18 protein-coding genes are annotated in these 18,999 nt (G+C 69.1%); 11 read left to right on the top strand and 7 right to left on the bottom strand.

The features are described from left to right. Positions 1-28: 28 nt before the first annotated feature. On the bottom strand, positions 29-862 hold the full coding sequence (locus ACTJKJ_RS23220; RefSeq protein WP_297379594.1) for a UPF0149 family protein: 834 nt from the start codon (positions 860-862) through the stop codon (positions 29-31). Then, a complete protein-coding gene (locus tag ACTJKJ_RS23215) occupies positions 859-1,803 on the bottom strand; it encodes a LysR family transcriptional regulator (RefSeq protein WP_091729316.1) in 945 nt (314 codons plus the stop codon). The genes ACTJKJ_RS23220 and ACTJKJ_RS23215 overlap by 4 nt, the downstream gene beginning before the upstream one ends. 298 nt (positions 1,804-2,101) lie before the next feature. On the opposite strand from ACTJKJ_RS23215, the gene ACTJKJ_RS23210 reads away from it, so the two are divergent. Then, positions 2,102-2,344, top strand: coding sequence for a hypothetical protein (locus ACTJKJ_RS23210; RefSeq protein WP_091729319.1), 243 nt, complete (start codon positions 2,102-2,104; stop codon positions 2,342-2,344). Between the two features lie 205 nt (positions 2,345-2,549). Here ACTJKJ_RS23210 and ACTJKJ_RS23205 read toward each other — a convergent pair whose 3' ends face one another. Next, positions 2,550-4,418: a phosphoenolpyruvate carboxykinase (GTP) gene (locus ACTJKJ_RS23205; RefSeq protein WP_297379588.1), complete on the bottom strand. Its 1,869-nt coding sequence runs from the start codon at positions 4,416-4,418 to the stop codon at positions 2,550-2,552. A 390-nt stretch (positions 4,419-4,808) separates the two neighbouring features. Between ACTJKJ_RS23205 and ACTJKJ_RS23200 the strand changes: the two genes are divergently transcribed. Both ACTJKJ_RS23200 and ACTJKJ_RS23195 read left to right on the top strand, forming a co-directional pair. After that, the gene (locus tag ACTJKJ_RS23200; RefSeq protein ID WP_440822355.1) at positions 4,809-5,741 is read left to right on the top strand and encodes an NAD(P)-dependent alcohol dehydrogenase; all 933 of its coding nucleotides are present in this window, start codon (positions 4,809-4,811) and stop codon (positions 5,739-5,741) included. 2 nt (positions 5,742-5,743) lie between these two features. After that, positions 5,744-6,565, top strand: a complete 822-nt coding sequence (locus ACTJKJ_RS23195; RefSeq protein ID WP_321170151.1) for a YafY family protein — start codon at positions 5,744-5,746, stop codon at positions 6,563-6,565. Positions 6,566-6,656: 91 nt separating this feature from the next. On the opposite strand, the gene ACTJKJ_RS23190 is transcribed toward ACTJKJ_RS23195, so the two are convergent. Next, positions 6,657-7,778, bottom strand: a complete 1,122-nt coding sequence (locus ACTJKJ_RS23190; protein WP_297379582.1) for a hypothetical protein — start codon at positions 7,776-7,778, stop codon at positions 6,657-6,659. Between the two features lie 309 nt (positions 7,779-8,087). On the opposite strand from ACTJKJ_RS23190, the gene ACTJKJ_RS23185 reads away from it, so the two are divergent. After that, positions 8,088-9,401 carry a GAF domain-containing protein gene (locus ACTJKJ_RS23185; RefSeq protein WP_297379580.1) on the top strand — a complete coding sequence of 438 codons (1,314 nt, stop codon included), beginning with the start codon at positions 8,088-8,090 and terminating at the stop codon, positions 9,399-9,401. Beyond that, positions 9,367-9,939 (top strand): MOSC domain-containing protein, encoded by a 573-nt coding sequence (locus ACTJKJ_RS23180; RefSeq protein ID WP_091729337.1) that lies wholly within the window; start codon positions 9,367-9,369, stop codon positions 9,937-9,939. Before ACTJKJ_RS23185 ends, ACTJKJ_RS23180 begins: the two co-directional genes overlap by 35 nt. Before the next feature lie 246 nt (positions 9,940-10,185). Here ACTJKJ_RS23180 and ACTJKJ_RS23175 read toward each other — a convergent pair whose 3' ends face one another. Continuing rightward, positions 10,186-11,262: an alkene reductase gene (locus ACTJKJ_RS23175; protein ID WP_440822351.1), complete on the bottom strand. Its 1,077-nt coding sequence runs from the start codon at positions 11,260-11,262 to the stop codon at positions 10,186-10,188. 325 nt (positions 11,263-11,587) lie between these two features. Between ACTJKJ_RS23175 and ACTJKJ_RS23170 the strand changes: the two genes are divergently transcribed. Then, complete coding sequence (locus tag ACTJKJ_RS23170; protein WP_440822349.1) at positions 11,588-12,796, top strand: hypothetical protein; 1,209 nt, start codon at positions 11,588-11,590, stop codon at positions 12,794-12,796. Between the two features lie 30 nt (positions 12,797-12,826). Then, the gene (locus ACTJKJ_RS23165) at positions 12,827-13,681 is read left to right on the top strand and encodes a 23S rRNA (adenine(2030)-N(6))-methyltransferase RlmJ (RefSeq protein ID WP_091729347.1); all 855 of its coding nucleotides are present in this window, start codon (positions 12,827-12,829) and stop codon (positions 13,679-13,681) included. A 31-nt stretch (positions 13,682-13,712) separates the two neighbouring features. Here ACTJKJ_RS23165 and ACTJKJ_RS23160 read toward each other — a convergent pair whose 3' ends face one another. After that, a complete protein-coding gene (locus ACTJKJ_RS23160) occupies positions 13,713-14,354 on the bottom strand; it encodes an NAD(P)-dependent oxidoreductase (protein ID WP_091729349.1) in 642 nt (213 codons plus the stop codon). A gap of 158 nt (positions 14,355-14,512) precedes the next feature. On the opposite strand from ACTJKJ_RS23160, the gene ACTJKJ_RS23155 reads away from it, so the two are divergent. Both ACTJKJ_RS23155 and ACTJKJ_RS23150 read left to right on the top strand, forming a co-directional pair. Then, positions 14,513-15,433: a LysR family transcriptional regulator gene (locus tag ACTJKJ_RS23155; RefSeq protein WP_310739757.1), complete on the top strand. Its 921-nt coding sequence runs from the start codon at positions 14,513-14,515 to the stop codon at positions 15,431-15,433. Positions 15,434-15,464: 31 nt separating this feature from the next. Then, positions 15,465-16,139 (top strand): CAAX prenyl protease-related protein, encoded by a 675-nt coding sequence (locus ACTJKJ_RS23150; protein ID WP_440822346.1) that lies wholly within the window; start codon positions 15,465-15,467, stop codon positions 16,137-16,139. Between the two features lie 9 nt (positions 16,140-16,148). Here the strand turns inward: ACTJKJ_RS23150 and ACTJKJ_RS23145 are convergent, their stop codons facing one another. Continuing rightward, positions 16,149-16,913: a helix-turn-helix domain-containing protein gene (locus ACTJKJ_RS23145; RefSeq protein WP_440822344.1), complete on the bottom strand. Its 765-nt coding sequence runs from the start codon at positions 16,911-16,913 to the stop codon at positions 16,149-16,151. 138 nt (positions 16,914-17,051) lie between these two features. Between ACTJKJ_RS23145 and ACTJKJ_RS23140 the strand changes: the two genes are divergently transcribed. Beyond that, positions 17,052-18,296, top strand: a complete 1,245-nt coding sequence (locus ACTJKJ_RS23140; protein WP_440822342.1) for an amidohydrolase family protein — start codon at positions 17,052-17,054, stop codon at positions 18,294-18,296. A gap of 177 nt (positions 18,297-18,473) precedes the next feature. Beyond that, entirely contained in the window at positions 18,474-18,944 is a 471-nt protein-coding gene (locus ACTJKJ_RS23135; RefSeq protein ID WP_091729361.1) for a YiaA/YiaB family inner membrane protein, read from the top strand. Positions 18,945-18,999 lie beyond the last annotated feature (55 nt).

Genomic DNA, 18,999 nt, shown 5'->3' with positions numbered 1-18,999 from the left:
TCAGCGACCGCGGCCCCGCGCGAGGCGATCAGGCCGCGCCGTGGCAGTTCTTGAACTTCTTGCCCGAGCCGCAGTGGCAGGGATCATTGCGACCCAGCTTGGGGGCGTCGCGGCGGACCTGCTCGACGTGATACCGCTGCGACTCGGTCGCTTCCTGCAGGTCGACCACGGTCAGGATCAGGTCCTCGATCGCCTCGTCGATGTTCTTCAGCGGATGCTCGCGATCCAGCAGCTCGACGACCTCCCGCTCCTCCGGCGTCTCGGCCGGCAGGTGGCGGTACAGACGGGCCAGCAGCGCGTTGACGTTGTCGTCGGCCTGCTCGTGCAGCTCAGGGAAGGTCACCGCGGCGTATTCGAAGCCACCGACCCACGGCAGCAGCGCGCGGGTGATCGGATCCTCTGGCAACGTCACCGCGTCGGGATCGATGCCTTCGGCGGCCGCGATCTCCGCGGCGGCCTCGACGGCGTCTTGCGCCTGCTCCTCGGCCTGCTCCTCGGCCTCACCGCTCCTCTCGCCGCCCTCGCCTTCGGTCGCCTCCTCGGCGTCCAGATCCAGCACCAGCGGATAGAACCAGCCCTGCTCCAGCATGCTGTGGTTCAGCGAGGCGAAGCGGCGCTCCACCAGCGAGCGGATGCGGGCGAGCCAGGCGGGGTCGACATCGTCAGGTAGCGGGCGGCCTTCGTAGTCGAAGACCGGTGGCAGCCACTCCTCGATCGGGATCAGGCGCGGCTGCACCAGCACGCCGGCCAGGTAGCCGTCCAGCATCGAGGCATCGAGCGGCTCGAGCGGCGCGGGCGTGGCGGCGAGAAGGTCGTCGAGTTCGTCGAACTCGGCGTCGGAAAGGTCGTGGGCAATGCTCATGGGGCGCGATTGTCGCCGGGCGCGACCGATTCGATCAGCCGTTCGCGCATCCAGCGCTGGGCGCTGCGGTCTTCATTGCGCAGGTGCCAGAGCAGGTCCACGTGCACCGGCGAGAGCTGCATCGGCAGCGGCCGGTAGATCAGCGCGTCCTGGTAACCGGTGGCGGTGATGAAGGATTGGGGGAGCACCGTCAGCAGGTCGGAATGCGCGACCACCCGTCCGGCGGTGAAGAACTGGTTGACCGTCAGCGCGATTCGGCGGCTGCGCTTGAGCGCCGCCAGCGCTTCGTCGACGAAACCGTAAGGCCGGCCGGAGAAGCTCACCAGCAGGTGATGCGCCTGGCAGAAGGCGTCCAGCGTCAGTTCCTGGTCCGCCAGCGGATGACCCCGCCGCATCACGCAGACGTAGTACGAGTCATACAGCCGCTGCTGGCGGATGGCCGCCATGTCGCCCTGCCCCTTGAGCGCGGCGACGGCGGTCGGAAAGTAGCCCAGCGCGAAGTCGGCCTCGCCCTGCTCCAGCAGCGAGCGGGGATCGCGGGTCGTCAGCGGCAGCACATGGACATTGGCCAGCGCGCGCAGCCGCTCCAGCTGCTGCATCAGCGGCGGCAGGATCAGCGCCGCGGTGGCGTCGGCCATGGCCAGCCGGAAGGTGTATTCCTCCGAGCCCGGCTGATAGTCGCCCGGATCGAGCGCCACCCGCAGCCGCGTCAGGGCCGACCGGACCTCGGGCCACAGGCCCTCGGCGCGGGACGTGGGCTTCATCCCGAAGGCCTGGCGCACGAACAGGTCCTCGCCCAGCGCCTCGCGCAGGCGCTTGAGCGCATGGCTGACCGCGGGCTGGGTCATCGACAGCCGCTCCGCGGCCCGGGTCATCGAGCGCTCCGCCATCACGGCGTCGAAGACCTTCAGCAGGTTGAGATCCAGGTTGCGGAAGCTCACGGGGGGCCCCTCCAAAGCAGGCACTTCTTCACGGGAAACGCGCGCACATCGCTGCGGCGATGCCCGCCTACGACGGCACTCCAACGGGTGAGCCCCGGCGCGAATTGCGCATTCCTTCGCGCTTGGCGGTGCACACCGTGATGCCGGTCACGGTCGGAACGCGGGCCGCGCAATGATATGCACGGCGTTTATACATTCGATGCCCATCTTTCATTGGCGTCATGTCTAGGGGAAACCCTATAGTTCGTTCCGTCGGTTCTACAGAGCCGCACAACCAAGCCAATCAAAGGAAATCGCCATGAGCGTCGCTACCCAAACCTTCGGTCTGCCGCTGAGCCGCACGGTGCGTCGCGGCGGCACGTTCGCCACCATCGGTGCCCGCGTCTGGGCCCGCACCATCACTAACGTGAAGGCCCGCATCGAGTCCGCCAAGATGGCCCGCGCCGAGCGCGAGTTGCTGGCCCTCGCCGCCCAGTACGAAGAGAGCATGCCCTCCTTCGCCGCTGAACTGCGCGCCGCCAACGCCCGTCGCAACGGCTGACACGCCGTCCCACCGGGCGCCGTACAGGCCCGGTCGCGAAGCCAGGAACCCTCGTAAGGTGAGCGCAGGCTCTCCTCGAAAGGCGCTCCAGGCCGAGCAAAACAAGAGCCCGCTTCGAATCGCTTCGAGCGGGCTTCGCCTTTTGCGGTGCCGATGAAGGCACCGCCCCTTTTGCGGGGCAGCGGGCCGGGTGGCCCGCCGTCGATCAGGCCTGGGCCAGGCGCTGTTCGATTCTGGCCTTGGTGGCCGGCAACTCGGCCGGCAGGCCCTGGGCCAGCTGGGTGAAGAGCTCGTCGTGCAGCTTGAGCTCGGTCGCCCAGTCCTCGTTCGAGATCTGGGTGACGGTCTTGAACTGTTCCGGGGTGAAGGCCAAGCCCTGCCAGTTCAGGTCCTCGTAGCGCGGGCTGGTGCCGAAGGCGTGTTCGACGCCTTGGCCCTGGCCGTCCACGCGTTCGAGCATCCACTTCAGCACGCGCATGTTCTCGCCGTAGCCGGGCCAGACGAACTTGCCGTCGGCGCCCTTGCGGAACCAGTTGACGCAGAAGATCGCCGGCAGCTTCGCGCCGGACTGGGCGAGCTTGGCGCCCAGCGTCAGCCAGTGCTGGAAGTAGTCGGCCATGTTGTAGCCCATGAAGGGCAGCATCGCGAACGGGTCGCGGCGCACGACGCCCTGCTGGCCGGCGGCCGCGGCGGTGGTTTCCGACCCCATGGTGGCGGCCATGTAGACGCCTTCGGTCCAGTCGCGCGCCTGGGTCACCAGCGGCACGGTGGTCGAGCGGCGCCCGCCGAAGATGAAGGCGTCGATCGGCACGCCGGCGGGGTTGTCCCACTCGGCGTCCAGCGCCGGGTTGTTGGTCGCCGCGACGGTGAAGCGCGCGTTCGGATGCGCGGCCTTGGCGCCGGTTTCCTTGGCGATCGCGGGCGTCCAGTCCTTGCCTTGCCAGTCGATCAGGTGCGCGGGCGGCGTGTCGGTCATGCCTTCCCACCAGACGTCGCCATCGTCGGTCAGCGCGACGTTGGTGAAGATGACGTCCTTGTCCAGGCTGGCCATGCAGTTCGGGTTGGTCAGCGAGTTCGTGCCCGGGGCGACGCCGAAGTAGCCCGCTTCCGGGTTGATCGCGTACAGGCGGCCGTCCTTGCCGGGCTTGATCCAGGCGATGTCGTCGCCGATGGTGGTGACCTTCCAGCCCTCGAAGCCGGCCGGCGGGATCAGCATCGCGAAGTTGGTCTTGCCGCAGGCGCTCGGGAAGGCGGCCGCGACGTGATGCTTCTTGCCTTCGGGCGAGGTGACGCCCAGCACCAGCATGTGCTCGGCCAGCCAGCCCTGGTCGCGGCCCATGGTCGAGGCGATGCGCAGCGCGAAGCACTTCTTGCCCAGCAGCGCGTTGCCGCCGTAGCCGGAGCCGTAGGACCAGATCTCGCGCGTCTCGGGGTAATGGACGATGTACTTGGTCTTGTTGCAGGGCCACTTGACGTCGGCCTGTCCTGGTTCGAGCGGCGCGCCGACGGTGTGGACGCAAGGCACGAACTCGCCGTTGTCGCCCAGCGTGTCCAGGACCGCGCGACCCATGCGGGTCATGATGCGCATGTTCGCGGCGACATAGGGGCTGTCAGACAGCTCGACGCCGATGTGGGCGATCGGGGAGCCGATCGGGCCCATCGAGAACGGCACCACGTACAGCGTGCGGCCGCGCATCGCGCCCTTGAACAGCGCCTGGTCACCGGTCTGCAGCAGCGCGCGCATCTCGGCCGGTTCCATCCAGTTGTTGGTCGGGCCGGCGTCGAGCTTGTTCTTCGTGCAGATGAAGGTGCGGTCCTCGACGCGGGCGACGTCGCTGGGGTCGCTCCAGGCGAGGTAGCTGCCCGGGCGCTTGGCCGGGTTCAGCTTCTGGAAGGTGCCGGCGTCGACGAGCTGCTGGCACAGGCGGTCGTACTCGGCCTGGCTGCCGTCGCACCAGTAGACGTCCTTGGCTTCGGTGAGCGCGGCGATCTCGGCGACCCAGGCGATCAGGCGCTGGTGTTTCACGTAAGCCGGCACGTTCAGGCGCAAGCCTTCCATTACAGGTCGGTTCATGGCGATTCCCAATTTGAGGATATGAAAAGCGGAATTGGGTCAGCTCCGATCCGGTGGCTTCCCGCTCTGCCTGACAGAGGAGAAGACCGCGGAGCTGACCCAATGCCGCACGCCATGGCTGGTGCCTCGCCGAACACTGGTTCCAATGTAATCACGCCGTAACTCGCGTGCTCGGCGGGGTTATGCGTTTCTGGAATGGATCGATGCTCGGGCGCCGCTGGCGCGCCAAGCCGCCCGAGGCGGGGCGGATGGTGCCGGGAACTGGCACCATGTTTTCCTACATTGGGCTTCCCCCACCTGACCGGAGCCCACCATGCACCCCGTCCCCGCCGCCGTCCAGGCGGTCCATCAGTCCCCTGTCGAAGCGTCGCCGCGAAGGACCGGCCCGCAATGAAGCGCATCCAATACGACCAGTACGGCGGCTCAGGCGGCATGAGGCTCGCGGACTTCCGGCTTGCTGCGCCCGCCAAGGGCGAAGTCGCCGTCGACGTGAAGTTCGCAGCGATCAACCCCGTTGACTGGAAGATCCGCAATGGCCACTTGAAGCTGGTGACCGGAAAGGCCTTTCCGCGCGCCATGGGCAGTGACTTCTCCGGCGTGGTGACCGCGGTCGGGCCCGGCGTCACCCGATTCAAGCGCGGCGACGCCGTCTTCGGTTCCGCCCGCATCAAGGAAAGCGGCGCGCTCGCGCCAGCCGTCATCACGAGCGACGCCTTCCTGGCAAAGAAGCCTCGCAATGTGACGTTCGAGGAGGCGGCGTGCGTGGGCACACCGGGCGTGACGGCCTGGAACGGCCTGGTCGACAAGGCCCGGCTGAAGCCCGGCATGCACGTGCTCATCAACGGCTGCACCGGCGCCGTGGGCGAGGCCTCCGTGCAGCTCGCACGCCGATGGGGGGCGACGGTGTCCGGCATCTGCGGCGCGGACGCCATGGAGCGCGCCCGCGCCCTGGGCGTGATCGCGGTCCACGACTACCGCACCACCCGGGTCGCCGACCTCGAGGAGCGCTACGACGTCGTCTACGACACGGCGGGCACCATGACGGTGGCCGAAGGCCTGGGCCTGCTGCGCAAGAACGGCGTGTTCCTCGACATCGACCCGACCCCGGCCAAGTTCCTGCGCGCAATCCTGAACCGGCGGCTCAAGCCCATTGTTTGTTCGCCCCGGGCCGAGGTCCTCGATGGCCTGGCCCGGGCCGCCGGAGAAGGCACACTGCGCCTGCCCGTCGCGCAGATCGTGCCCTTGAGCGATGCCATCCGCCTGCTCACCGACCTGGAGGCAGGCAAGAAGCTCAACGGAAAGGGCCTCGTTGCCATGGAGTAGACGTGACCCGCAGCCACCGATTGTTCGATCTCATGCAGGTCTTGCGCCGGCACCGCGGAACGGTGTCAGGCCAGACGCTCGCTCAGGAAACCGGCGTGTCGCTGCGCACGATCCGGCGTGACATCGCGACCCTGCAGACCATGGGCGCGGACATCCAGGGCGAGGCCGGTATCGGCTACATCCTCCGTCCCGGCTTCCTGCTGCCCCCCATGTCGTTCACCACCGAGGAAATCCAGGCCTTGGTGGTCGGCGCGCAATGGGTGAGCCGCCAGACGGACGATGCGCTCGCGCTCGCGGCCCAGAACGCGCTGGCCAAGATCGGCGGCGTGCTGCCGCCCGACGCGCTGCGCGTACTGGACGACGACTCCATGTACGTCGCCCGCGAGCGCGAGGACGAGTCGGGGCTCGATCTGGCAAGAGTGCGGCAGGCCATGCGCGAGCAGCGCAAGATGCGCATCGCCTACATGGACCAGGACGGCAGCCGGACCGAGCGCATCAGCATCATCTGGCCGGTCGTGCTGGGCTTCGTCCAGTCCCAGCGCTTCATCGCCGGCTGGTGCGAGTTGCGGCAGGACTTCCGGTTGTTCAGGGCGGACCGGATCTCCAAGGTCGAGTTCCTGGAAGACACCTATCCGCGCAGCCGTCGGCAGATGGCGAAGGAATGGTGCGCGCAGGTCGACGCCCGGCGCATGGCGGACGCCGCCCTGGCGTCCCGTTCCACCGACGCCGGCTTGCACGAGCCATCCCTCGCCACCTTCCGGCCCGAGCCGCTCGAGGGTGTTGAGGAAGCATCGCCCGAGGCAACTGAGCCGCGGCATAGATGAAAGGCGGCATGGCTGGTGCCTCGCCGAACACTGGTTCCAATGTAATCACGCCGTCACTCCAGCGCTTGTCTGGGTTATGCGTTGGGCCGGCTCAGGCGATATATCTCAAGGTGTCCGTCGCCTCCTTGACGTTGTATTTCTTCTCGATCAGGTTGATCGCAACGATGTATTTGGCGAGTTCCCCAAGCGAATTGTCGTGAAGTCGGAATCCGATATTGATGGAGGTGTAGCTGAGGGTCTTTTTCTTCTTCGGAGATTCTCTCTTCAAAGTAATGGATGAGGGCTTCGAAGGACTCCCTCGTTTCAGATCCATTCTTCCCACGAAATCATTCTCGTCATTCTGGTAGGTCGCGTACTTCGGGTTGTAGATCAATGCGTCGATGGCCTTCCGGTCCACAATGATCTCCAGCAGATTGGCGCGCTTGCCCTTCTCGCCCATGCTCTCGACCACATAAGCCTTGTTCGGGGCGAACATCTTTTCTGCTTTCCCCTTCTTCCCTTCCTTGAAAGTGAAAAGCGGAAGTCCCGTCTTGCCGATGGTTTCCTTCAATTTCGCCAGTTCCCCATCCTCGATCGAGCGGTAGAGCACAAAATGCGCGCCCCGATCGATGACCTCATGGCGCGCGCCAAAGATCACCGTGTCCTCCAGCACGTCGACCGGGTCGCGCGGCTCAGGCTCAGCCTCCTTGCTCTCGATCGGCTCCTTGCTCTCGTAGGGCTCCTCGCCGCTCGAGCTTGACGCGTCATCCTCGTCAAATCCCTGCGAATGGGTCGAGCCATCATCGTCCGATCCTTCCTCAATTCCCGCACGTGTCCTCTCGAGGCGTTCGATCACAAGTTCCTGCCGCAGTATTTCCAACATTTTCTCTATTGAACTGAAGCTCACGCCGCCTCTGTCGTAGCGTTGCAAGGCATCCAGAATGGCGGACTCCGAGGCGCCGGTGTTCTCCATGATTTCCCGCCTGCGGGGATAAACATGGGCCAGATAAGCCTCGCCCCAGGACATCGGACTCCTCGGCTCCGTGGGAATGGTGATCACGCGCTGGACGGTGGCGCCACGCTTCTCCGCGAATTGATCGGCCATCCGCTGAAAGCGCTGGACGGAAGATGCTGCGGGGGCGTGTTGCCCGGACTCGTGGGCGGCGGGCCGTTGCCGCTGGTGCGCCGCCGCGCGACTTTCCGTATTGGCGGGCCGGTCGGTTCTGGATTTCATGTTTCAGTTTCTCCACCAGTTTCAATATCCGGCCCGGCAGCGGCCCGGAAAGGACCAGGACCTGCTCGGGCCGGACGGAGCCGTCGGCACTAGCACCGTGGGCACGATCGGACCCAAGCTAGCGCCCGCCGGTCGTCCCGGAAATCGGATGGCTGCTGAGATTGGCGGGAGAGAACTCCGGACCGACGAGGCGATGGTTCGAGGCGGCACGGAGCCGCGCCCCTGCCGACACCCAGCGCTTCAGGGGTCCGCCGAAGGCGGTGAACCCTCTATGCTCGCCTGCGCTGCCCGACGAACGCGCTGACGCCCATGTCTGCTCCCACCGGTCTCTCGCTCCGCGCCCGCCTGTACCTGGTCCTCGGCCTCGCGCTCGCGCTGGTGGCCGCGTCGGCGCTGCTGGGGTGGTGGCAGTCGAGCCGGCTGGCCGGCATCGCGCAATCCCTCTACGAAGACCGCCTCGTGCCGGTGGACCTGCTGCGGGAGATCGAGCACACGCTCGGCGCGCAGCACCTGGGCGCGCTGCTGATCGCGCAGGCGCAGCAGCCCGACGCCGCGCAGCTGGACAGCGCCGGCCGCCGCCTGGCCGATGCCACCCGCGCGCTCTGGCGCCGCTACCTGGCCACCCGCATGGCGCCGGCCGAGACGGCCCTGATCGCCCGCACCCAGCCGCAGCTGGACCAGCTCTGGGCCGCGCTGACCGCCAACCTGCCGCCGACCCCCGAAGCCCTGCGCGAGCTCAACCAGCGTCGCCTGGCCACGATGCGGATGCTCGACGAGCTGATCGCCTTCCAGCTCAGCCAGGCGCGCGTCGACACCGAACGCGCCCGGCAGGGCGCCACCGACGCCGCCCACCTCGGCCTGCTGCTGGTGCTGCTCACCGCGGGCCTGTGCGGCGTTGTCGTCTGCACCGTCTGGACCCGCTACGACGAGGAGCGCCGCGCCGGCCAGGAGTCGCGCCAACGGCTGCAGCGGCTCTACCAGGCGCTGTCGCAGACCAACCAGCGCATCGTGCGCCGCGAGGCCGAGGCGCTCCACGATCCCCGCGCGGAGCAGCACCTGTTCGAGGACCTGTGCCGCATCTGCGTCGAGACCGGTCATGCGCGCTTCGCCGCGGTGGTGCTGGTCGATGGCGATCATTTCGAGCGCGTCGCCGACCACGGCCCCGCCGACCGGCTGATGCCCGGCGCGCCGCAGCGCTGGCGTGCCGATGCGCCGTTCGCGCGGAGCTCGATGGCGACCCGCGCCATCGTGGAGGGCAGGCATCAGGTCAGCAACCGCGCGCTCGAGGATCCGAGCCTGACGGCGCCCGGGGCGCCGCTGATCCCACCGGGCGTCGAGTCGATGGCGGCCTTTCCGCTGCGCCGCGGCGGCGAGGTGGTGGGCGCGCTCAGCCTGCTCGCGGGCGAGCCGGACTTCTTCGATCCCCAGGTGATGGGACTGCTGGACGAGATGGCCGGCGACCTGTCCTTCGCGCTCGAGCACCTGCGGCGCGAGCGCCATCAGGCGCGCGAGCTCGATGCCCTGCGCGAGGCGCTGCGCCAGCGCGAGCCCGGCCTGGTCGAGACCACGCCTGCGGCAGAATCGCCGGATGCAACTGATCAGTCTGAACACGGCCCGCGCTGAACCGCTGCTCATCGACGGCCGGCCGGTGATGACCGGCATCCGCAAGCAGCCCGTGGCCGAGGCGCGCGAGGTGCGCCCCCTCGGCGTGGAGGGCGACGAGCAAGCCGATCCCAGCGTCCACGGCGGCCTGTCCAAGGCCGTCTACGCGTATCCCGCCGAGCATTACGACTTCTGGCGCACGGTGCGCGCCCAGGCGCAGGTCGCGGGCTGGGAGGCGCCGCTGCCCTGGGGCGCGGTGGGCGAGAACCTGTCGATCACCGGTCTGCTCGAAGGCGACGCGTGGATCGGCGACGTGCTGGTCTTCCCCGACTGCGAGCTCGCGATCAGCGAGCCGCGTTATCCCTGCTTCAAGTTCAACGCGGTCATGGGCTTCAACAAGGCCGCGAAGATGATGACCCAGAGCGGCTGGTGCGGGTTCTACCTCGCGGTGCGGCAGCCCGGCACGATCGCGGCGGGACAGGCGTTCACCGTCCGGCCCGGGCCGCGCGAGGTCTCGATCGCCGAGCTCTTCCGGTCGAAGACGAAGGGCAAGGATTGACCCTCGTCCTGCGGCGGTCGCTGGCCCTCACCCCTGCCCTCTCCCGCAAGCGGGAGAGGGAGTAATACCGGCCGGGCTCACGCTTCTTACTCCCTTCCCTGCAAGCGGGGAGGGAGCAACACTAGCCGCGCTCACCCTTCTTTCCCTTCGCTGCAAGCGGAAGAGGGAGTAACACCGGCCGGGCTCTCGCCTCTTGCTCCCTCTCCCGCTTGCGGGAGAGGGTAGGGGTGAGGGCCTGTGCCCCGCTCAGTCCGCCAGCGCCGGATAGTCGGTGTAGCCCTCGGCGCCGCCGCCGTACATCGTGGCCGAATGGGCCTTCTGCAGCGGCGCATTGAGCCGCAGCCGGCGCACCAGGTCCGGATTGGAGATGAAGCTGCGGCCGAAGGCCACCGCGTCCGCGTGGCCGGTGGACACGGCCTCGATCGCCATCTCGCGGGTGTAGCCGTTGTTGGCGATGTACACGCCCTTGAAGCGCTCGCGCAGCGCGCCGTAGTCGAACGGCGCGACATCGCGCGGACCGCCGGTGTGGCCTTCGATCACATGCAGGAAGGCGAGCTTCATCGGCGACAGCTGCTCGACGACATGGTTGAACAGCGCCTGGGCATCGCTGTCCTGGCCCGCGTCGTTGACCGGCGTGACCGGCGACAGGCGCAGCCCGGTGCGGTCGGCGCCGATCGCCTCGGCGATGGCCTGCATCACCTCGAGCAGCAGCCGCGCGCGGTTCTCGATCGAGCCACCGTAGGCGTCGGCGCGGTCGTTGATGCTGTCGCGCAGGAACTGGTCCAGCAGGTAGCCGTTGGCACCATGCACCTCGACCGCATCGAAGCCCGCGGCCATCGCCGCATGGGCCGCGTGGACGTAGGCCTGCACGATGCCGGGCAATTCTTCGGTCGTCAGCGCCCGCGGCGCGGCCACGTCGACGAAGCCGTCCTTGGTGAAGGTCTTGCTCTTGGCTTGACGGTCGGTCGCCGATTGCGGCTGGGCACCCGCGGGTTGGAAATCCGCATGGGAGATGCGGCCGACGTGCCACAGCTGCACGGCGATCTTGCCGCCGGCTTCATGCACCGCGTCGGTGACCTGCTTCCAGGCGGCGATCTGCTCGGGCAAGTGGATCCCCGGCGTGTCCAGATAACCCTGGCCCTCGGGAACGATCTGGGCGCCCTCGCTGATGATCAGGCCGGCCGAGGCGCGCTGGCGGTAGTACTCGACGGCCAGCGGCCCAGGCACCAGGCCGACGGAGCGGTTGCGCGTCAGCGGCGCCATCACGACGCGGTTGGACAGGGAGACGGCGCCGACTTGCAGGGGGTCGAAGAGACTGGGCATGGTGACTCTGGAATGCGGAAGGGAATGCGAAGGCGCCCACGCGGGGCGCCGGTTCAGGATGGGCCGCAGCTTAGCGAGCGAACCCGGCCGGCGCAGCGCCTTGGCGACAGTCCGGACGCTCGCTGGGGGCTTGGCAGCGGGCCGCGGACGCGCCAGGTCGCTTGGCTACACTCGCCCGTCCGCGCGGGGGCGCCACGTCCATCGCGCGCGGTCCCGCCTGGCGCGCCTGACCGGGCTTTGACGTGTGCATGACGCGCGCCCACGCGCCCTGCCGGCCCGGCGCATGTCCCGCGATGCTGATCCCGCCATCACCTGGGAGGCCCCGATGACATCCGGTTCCCCGTTCGATCCCCGTCGTGCCGTCTTCGGCGTCGACCGTCGCCAGTGGCTGCGCACGGGTGCCCTGCTGGCACTGCCGCCCTGGCTCATCGGGGCGCGAGCCCAGGCCCCGACCGGCGCGACGGCGGTGCTGCGCGTCGGTCCCGACCATCCGGTGAAGACGCTCGCCGCGGCCGCCGCCCAGGCGCGGCCCGGCATGACGGTCGAGGTGCAGGCCGGTGACTACCCCGGCGACGTGGCCGTCTGGCCGCAGGACGACCTGACCCTGCGGGCCGTCGGCGGGCGGGTGCGGCTGCTGGCCAACGGGGCGCATGCGCAGGGCAAGGGCATCTTCGTCACCACCGGCCGACGGATGACGATCGAGGGCCTGGACTTCATCGGCGCCCGCGTGCCGGATCGCAACGGCGCTGGCGTGCGGCTGGAGCGCGGATCGCTGACGCTGCGCGACTGCCGCTTCCAGGACAACGAGAACGGCCTGCTCGCCGGGAACGATCCGACGATGGAGCTGCGCATCGAGTCCTGCGACTTCGGGCCCATCGCGCCCGGCGAGGGCCGCACCCACAACTGCTACGTCGGCGCGATCGGCCGTCTGACGGTGCTGGCGAGCTACTTCCACCACGGCGCCTCGGGCCATCTGCTGAAGTCGCGGGCGGCGGTGAACCACATCTTCTACAACCGGCTGACCGACGAAACCGGCCGCGCAAGCTTCGAGCTCGAATTCCCCAACGGCGGCGTCGCGCTGGTGATGGGCAACCTGATCCAGCAGAGTCCGTCGACCGAGAACTACCACCTGATCGCCTACGGCAGCGAAGGGCTAACGCACCGGCGCCATGAGCTGCACCTGATCAACAACACGCTGGTCGACCGGCGGCAGGCCGGCGGCGTCTACCTGCGGATGGCGCAGCGCGCGCAGCAGCTGCGGCTGATCAACAACCTGCTGTGCGGCAAGCAGGAGCTGCCGGCCGGGCCCGACCGGGAACAGCACCACAACTACTTCGTCGAGCTGGACAGCTTCGTCGATCCGGACCGTTTCGATTTCCGGCTGCGGCCCACCTCGCCGCTGATCGGCCGCGCGGTGGACGCGGGCACGGTCGACGGACAGCGGCTCAAGCCGGTGATGCAGTACCTGCATCCGTGCGCGCTCCAGGAAGTGCCGGCGGGAACGCCGTATTCGCCGGGCGCCTTCCAGCTGTGAGGCCCGGGCCGGCACGCTACAGTCCTGCCCATGCTCGCTTACCGACACGCTTTCCACGCCGGCAACCATGCCGACGTGCTCAAACACCTGGTGCTGGCCGAGGTGCTCCGCTACATGGCGGAGAAGGACAAGGCCTACACCGTGGTGGACACCCATGCCGGCGCCGGCGGCTACGCGCTCGACGGCCGCTACGCCCAGAAGAACGCCGAGCACCTGGGCGGCATCGCCGCCCTCTACGCGCGCAAGGACCTGCCCGGGCCGCTGCAGCAGTACGTGCAGCTGGTGCACGACTTCAACCCCGGCAAGAAGCTCGAGCAATACCCCGGCTCGCCGGCGATCGCGCGCATGCTGATGCGCTTCGACGACCGGCTGCGCTGCTACGAGCTGCATCCCACCGACCACCGCATCCTCGCGAGCTACCTGGAGGACCGGCCCAACACCCAGGTGCTGCAGCAGGACGGCTTCGCGTCGCTGAAGGCCGAGCTGCCGCCGCCGTCGCGCCGCGGCGTCGTGCTGATCGACCCGCCCTACGAGATCAAGGCCGACTACGGCAAGGTCGTCGCCGCGCTGCGCGAGTCGCTGCAGCGCTTCGCCGACGGCACGGTCGCGATCTGGTATCCGCAGCTGCAGACGGTCGAGTCGGTGCAGCTGGTGCAGCGCCTGAAGGCCGCGGCCGAGCCCGTTGCGAAGAAGGGCTGGCTGCATGTGCGCCTGACCGTCGCGCAGGCGGACGAACGCGGCTTCGGGATGATGGGCAGCGGCATGTTCGTCGTGAATCCGCCCTTCGTGCTGCACGACAAGCTGGCCGAATGCCTGCCCACGCTGGTGGACACGCTCGGCCAGTACGACGACGCCAACTACCTGCTCGAGCAGCAGAGCGCCTGAGCGCCCGCGTCCGCGGGCGCGGACGACGCGATCAGTACCCGACGGTGAAGCGCCGGCGGATGTGCTGCGGGCGCTCCAGCTCGTCGACGATGGCGACGGCCAGGTCGGCGGTCGACACGTGGGCCGGCCCCTGGGCATCCATCACCGGCGTGTCCAGGCTGACGCGGTAGCTGCCGCGGCGCTCGCCCGGCTCCAGGTGCACGGCCGGCGACAGGAAGGTCCAGTCCAGCGAGGACTCGTCGCGGATCAGCTTGAGCGCCTCGCGCGCGGCCAGCGCGCCCTGCTTCCACTGGTCCGGGAATTCCGGCGTGTCGACCAGCTGCACGCCCGGCGCCACATACAGGCTGCCCGCGCCGCCGACCACCAGCAGGCGCTTCACGCCGGCGCGCTTCACGCCGGCATAGATGGCGCGGGTGCCTTCCAGGAACTCGGTGTGGATGTCCGGCACCGACCAGCCCGGGTTGAAGGCGTTGACGACCGCGTCCGCGCCCTCGACGGCCGCGGCCACCTGGTCCGCCTGCTTGGCATCGGCCCGGACCACGGTCAGGCCGCTGCGCGCTTCGAGCTTCGACGGATCACGCGCGAGCGCGATCACCTCGTGGCCGCGGGCCAGCAGCTCCTTGAGCACTTCGCTGCCGACAAAGCCGGTGGGTCCGATCAGGGCGACTTTCATGAGGGGGTCCTTTCGAGGGAGATTCCGAGGGTGGTTCCGAGGAATTCGGGGGGATGCGACAGGAGCGTCGCGACGGGATCCACTGTAGGAACTTCACAATCGCCGATGAAGTCCTCAGAATCCGCCTTCATTCTTTAGACCATCTACATAATCCCCCGATGCTGGATCAACTCCGCCGCATGGCCGTGCTGGCCACGGTCGTCGAGCAGGGCAGCCTGGTGGCGGCGGCCCGGCAGCTGCAGACGACCACCTCCGCCGTCAGCCAGCAGCTGCGCGCGCTGGAGCGCGACATGGGCGTCACGCTGCTGCACCGTTCCACGCGCCGCATCAGCCTGACGCCGGCCGGCGAGCGCTTCGTGCAGGGCTGCCAGGCCATGCTGGCGGCCGCGCGGGAAGCGCAGTCGCAGCTGAACCACCTGCGCGACGCACCGGAAGGCGAGCTGCGGATCAGCGCGCCGGTCGGCGCGGCGCGGCAGATCGGACCGGCGCTGGCACCGCTGCTGGCGGCGCATCCGGGCCTGAGCCTGCACCTGGAGGTCGATGACGGCTTCACCGACCTCGTCGCCAAGCGCATCGACCTGGCGGTGCGCTTCGGCCGCTTGCCCGACAGCAGCTGGGCGGCGCAGCGGATCGGACAGAAGACGGTCGGCCTGTACGCGGCGCCGGCCTACCTGGCGCGCCGCGGCGTGCCGGTATCGATGTCGGACCTGACGCGGCACGACTGGCTGCTGCTGCGCTCGGACACGGGGGCGATCCGGAGCTTCTCGCTGGTGGGCCCGGAGGGCCGCGAGGAGATGCTGCGCATCAGCCCGCGCGCCAGCAGCAACAACCAGCTCAGCCTGCAGCAGTTCTGCGAGGCCGGCATGGGCCTGGCCATGCTGGGCGCCGAGGACGTCGACGAGTCGCAGGCGCAGGGTCGCCTGCTGCCGCTGCTGCCGGGCTGGTCGCTGCCGACCCTGCCGGTGTACGTGATGACGCCGCAGCGCGATGCGCAGCCGGCGAAGGTCCGGCACGCGATCGAGGCGCTGCGCCATGCGTTCGCGGGATCCCGAAGCGACATCCAGGCCCCGCCCGCATGATCCCGTCGCCCCGGGCCGCTACATTCGCCGGATGCCATTGAGTCACGCCGCCTGGGCCCGCATCGTCCCGTTCGCCCTGTTCATGGCGCTGCTGGCGCTGCGGGGCGCCCTGCCCGAGGAGAACGCCTGGGGCCTCGATCCGCGCTGGATCTATGCGCTGAACCTCGTCGTCGTCGGTGGCGCGCTGGCCTGGTTCTGGCGCACTTACGGCGAGTTCGCCCGCCAGAACCGCCCCACGGCCGGCGAGGCGGGGCTGAGCGTCGTCGTCGGCCTGATCGTCTTCGGGCTCTGGATCTCGCTGGATGCGCCGTGGATGCGGCTCGGCGATGCGACCGCCCCCTTCGTGCCGACGACCGCGGCGGGCACGCCCGACTGGCCGCTGATCACGGTGCGCTGGATCGGCGCGGCGCTGATCGTGCCGGTGATGGAGGAGCTCTTCTGGCGCAGCTTCCTGATGCGCTGGATCGCCAGCCCGCGGTTCGAGAGCGTCGATCCCAGAGCGGCGGGCCTGCGGGCGCTGGTGCTCTCGACCTTCGTCTTCATGCTCGCGCACACGCTGTGGCTGGCGGCGATCGTCGCCGGCGCGGCCTATGCGTGGCTCTACGTCCGCACCGGCAAGCTGTGGACGGCCGTCATCGCGCACGCGGTGACGAACGGCGTGCTCGGGCTCTGGGTCGTGTACAGCGGGCGCTGGGAATTCTGGTGACAGGCGCGATCAGCGGCTCATCGCCTTCGTGACGCCGGCCGGCCGCTGCAGGTGCCTGAAGCGCTCGAACAGCCAGCAGCGCATGCCCATCATCAGCGTGAACTGGCGCTTTTCGTGGTCGGGCAGCTTCTGGTCGAGCAGATGCTGGCGGGCGAAGTCCTCGGCGACACGCTGCAGCCGGTCGCGCAGTTCGCGCGCCATGCCGGGGCTGAGCTGGCCATGGACCAGCATCAGCAGTTCGGCGTCGTTGTCGAAACCGCCGGCGAAGAAGTCCTGCATGACGTGCTCGCGGAAGAAGCCCATCACCGGCCCCTGCGGTCGCCAGCGGAAGGTCTTGGCGACCTGCAGCCGATAGCGGTTCAGCGGCCGCAGCTCGATGATGCCGAGCCGGTCCAGCTGCACCAGCGCGCGCGTCACGTCGGCCTCGCTCATCCGGTAGGTCGCCACGATCTGCTCGAAGCTCCATTGGCTCAGGCAGCACAGGGCGGTCAGCAGCAGCTTCTCGTCGGCGACGACCTCGCGCTCCTGCTGCAGCGTCAGCTCGCGGCGCAGCGGCTGGGATTGCGCCAGGCGCTGCGACAGCTCGGCGAAGTCGGTCTTGAGGACGCGGCACAGCTCGTCGATCCGCGACAGCGGCATCTCGCCGCCCGCGGCGAACATGCGCTTGACGCTGGACTCGGACAGGTCCAGCGCCGTCGCCAGCTGCGCGTAGCTGATGCCGGCCTGTTTGAGCTCGGTCTTGATGAGGTCGATGAGGGATTGCGTGCTCGCCATGGCGGCGGACGTTAGCGCAGTTCGGTAGCGCCGATCGACCCCGCGGGGGCCGCCTCGCGATACCGCCGCAAGCCGATCGTGTGACGCCGCACGGTCCTGCCGACGATCGCGGCCGTGTTCACTCCTGCGGACGCGACCATGCTCCGACGACGTCATCTCCTGTGCTGCGGCGCCGCCGCCGCTGCCGGCCTCTTCTCCGCGCTCGCGGCCGATGCAGGGCCGTTGCGCAATCCCTGCGGCTCGCCCGAGGCGCCCATCGCCGGCGTCGATCCCGACTGGCTCGCCCGGATCTGGGAGGGCCTGGACCTCGCCCAGCTGTGGGACGTGCATGCCCACCTGATCGGCACCGGCGACTCCGGCTCAGGCTGCTGGATCGCGCCCTCGCTGTCGCAGTGGTGGCATCCGGTCGAGTTCGTCCGCAAGCACGCGATCCTCAACGGCGCCTGCGTGGACGCCCGATCGGTGGCGGACGGCGAGATCGACCGGGCCTACGTTCGCCGCCTCACCGCGCTGGCGGACGCGTTCCCGGTCGGCGCGCGCTGGCTGCTGTTCGCCTTCGACGAGGCGGTCGACGGCGACGGTCAGCGACGGCCGGACTGGACCACCTTCCATGTGCCCGACGCCTACGCCCGCTCGGTCGCCGAGGCGCGACCCGACCGCTTCGGCTGGGTGGCGAGCATCCATCCGCGGCGCGAGGACGCCCTCGCCCGCCTGGACCGTGCGATCGCCGGCGGTGCGCTGGCCCTGAAATGGCTGCCCAGCAGCATGGCGATCGACCTGCGCGACCCGCGGCTGCGGCCGTTCTACGACCGCCTTGCCGCCGCGCGGCTTCCGCTGATCGTCCATTGCGGCGAGGAGCACGCCGTCCCCGGCGCCAACCGGCAGGACCTGGGCAATCCGCTGCTGCTGCGCGAGCCGCTACGTCACGGCGTGCGCGTGATCGCGGCGCACTGCGCCTCGCTGGGGCTGGCGATGGACCTGGACCTGCCGCGACCCCGTCCCGCCCCGGCCTTCGAGCTCTTCGCCCGCCTGATGGACGAACCGGCCTGGCGGGGACAGCTGCTTGGCGATGTCTCGGCGATCTTCCAGTTCAACCGGCGGCCGGAGGTCTGGCGGACCGTGCTGCGCCGCCAGGACTGGCACGACCGGCTGCTGCATGGCTCCGACTACCCGCTGCCGGGCGTGCTGCCGCTGGTGCGCCTGCCGCAACTCGTCCGGGCGGGGGTGCTCGATGAAAACCACGTCGCTCCTTTGGGGGCGTTGCGGGACCACCACCCGCTGATGTTTGATCTCGCCCTCAAGCGGCTGGCTCGCTGGCAAGGGCAAGCGCTGGGGGCGTCGGTCTACGCGACCGCCCGGCATTTCGGCCCGGGGCCCGCCTGACCGCCCCCCCTGAACCGGGTCGTCCCGCGCGGTAGCACGGATCGATACCGGGACGGGCGGCGCGCGATACTCGCCGCCAAACATCAGGGGGACCAGGGCGAGGACAGCGACAGTCGCGCCATCGCCACCGGCAACCCATCGGTCCCGAGGGACCTTTCATCGAGGAGGAACGACGACATGAACACCCCGCACATCCGCGTCCAGCGCGACACCCAGGCCTGGCGCTACCAGGTGTGGATCTCCTTCGGCATCAGCGTGGCGCTGTGCGCCATCGGCCTGGCCTGGCTGCCGGGCGCCGACCTGGACCGGGCCTTCATGGTCATGGGCTATGTGTTCTGCCTGTCCACGGCCTTCGCGCTGTCCAAGTACATCCGCGACAACCAGGCCACCCGCACCGACACCCCGATGTGGGGCCTGGTGGTGTGGAGCGGCTTCGGCCTGGCCATGGCGCTCACCGGCTGGGGCCTGTGGCGCATGGAGATCCAGCCCGTCTGGAAGGCCTACCTGCTGGTGTGCTGGCTCTACCTGATCTCCAACGTGTTCACGCTGGCGAAGATGCTGCGCGATGCACATGAGGCCGACCTCGCCGAGGCCCGCCTGCAAGGCCGCCGCGAGGCCCACCGCGAAGCCGTCGCGGCCGCCGAGTGATGCGCCCGCCCGCCTCGCCGCCCCGTCCCAGCCCCGCTCGCCCGCCTTCCAGGAG

This window comes from Roseateles sp. 22389, from assembly GCF_052044995.1.
GTDB lineage: Bacteria > Pseudomonadota > Gammaproteobacteria > Burkholderiales > Burkholderiaceae_C > Roseateles.
The sequence above is the reverse complement of the archived record's forward strand: the minus strand, read 5'-3'. Positions and strand labels throughout refer to the sequence as shown.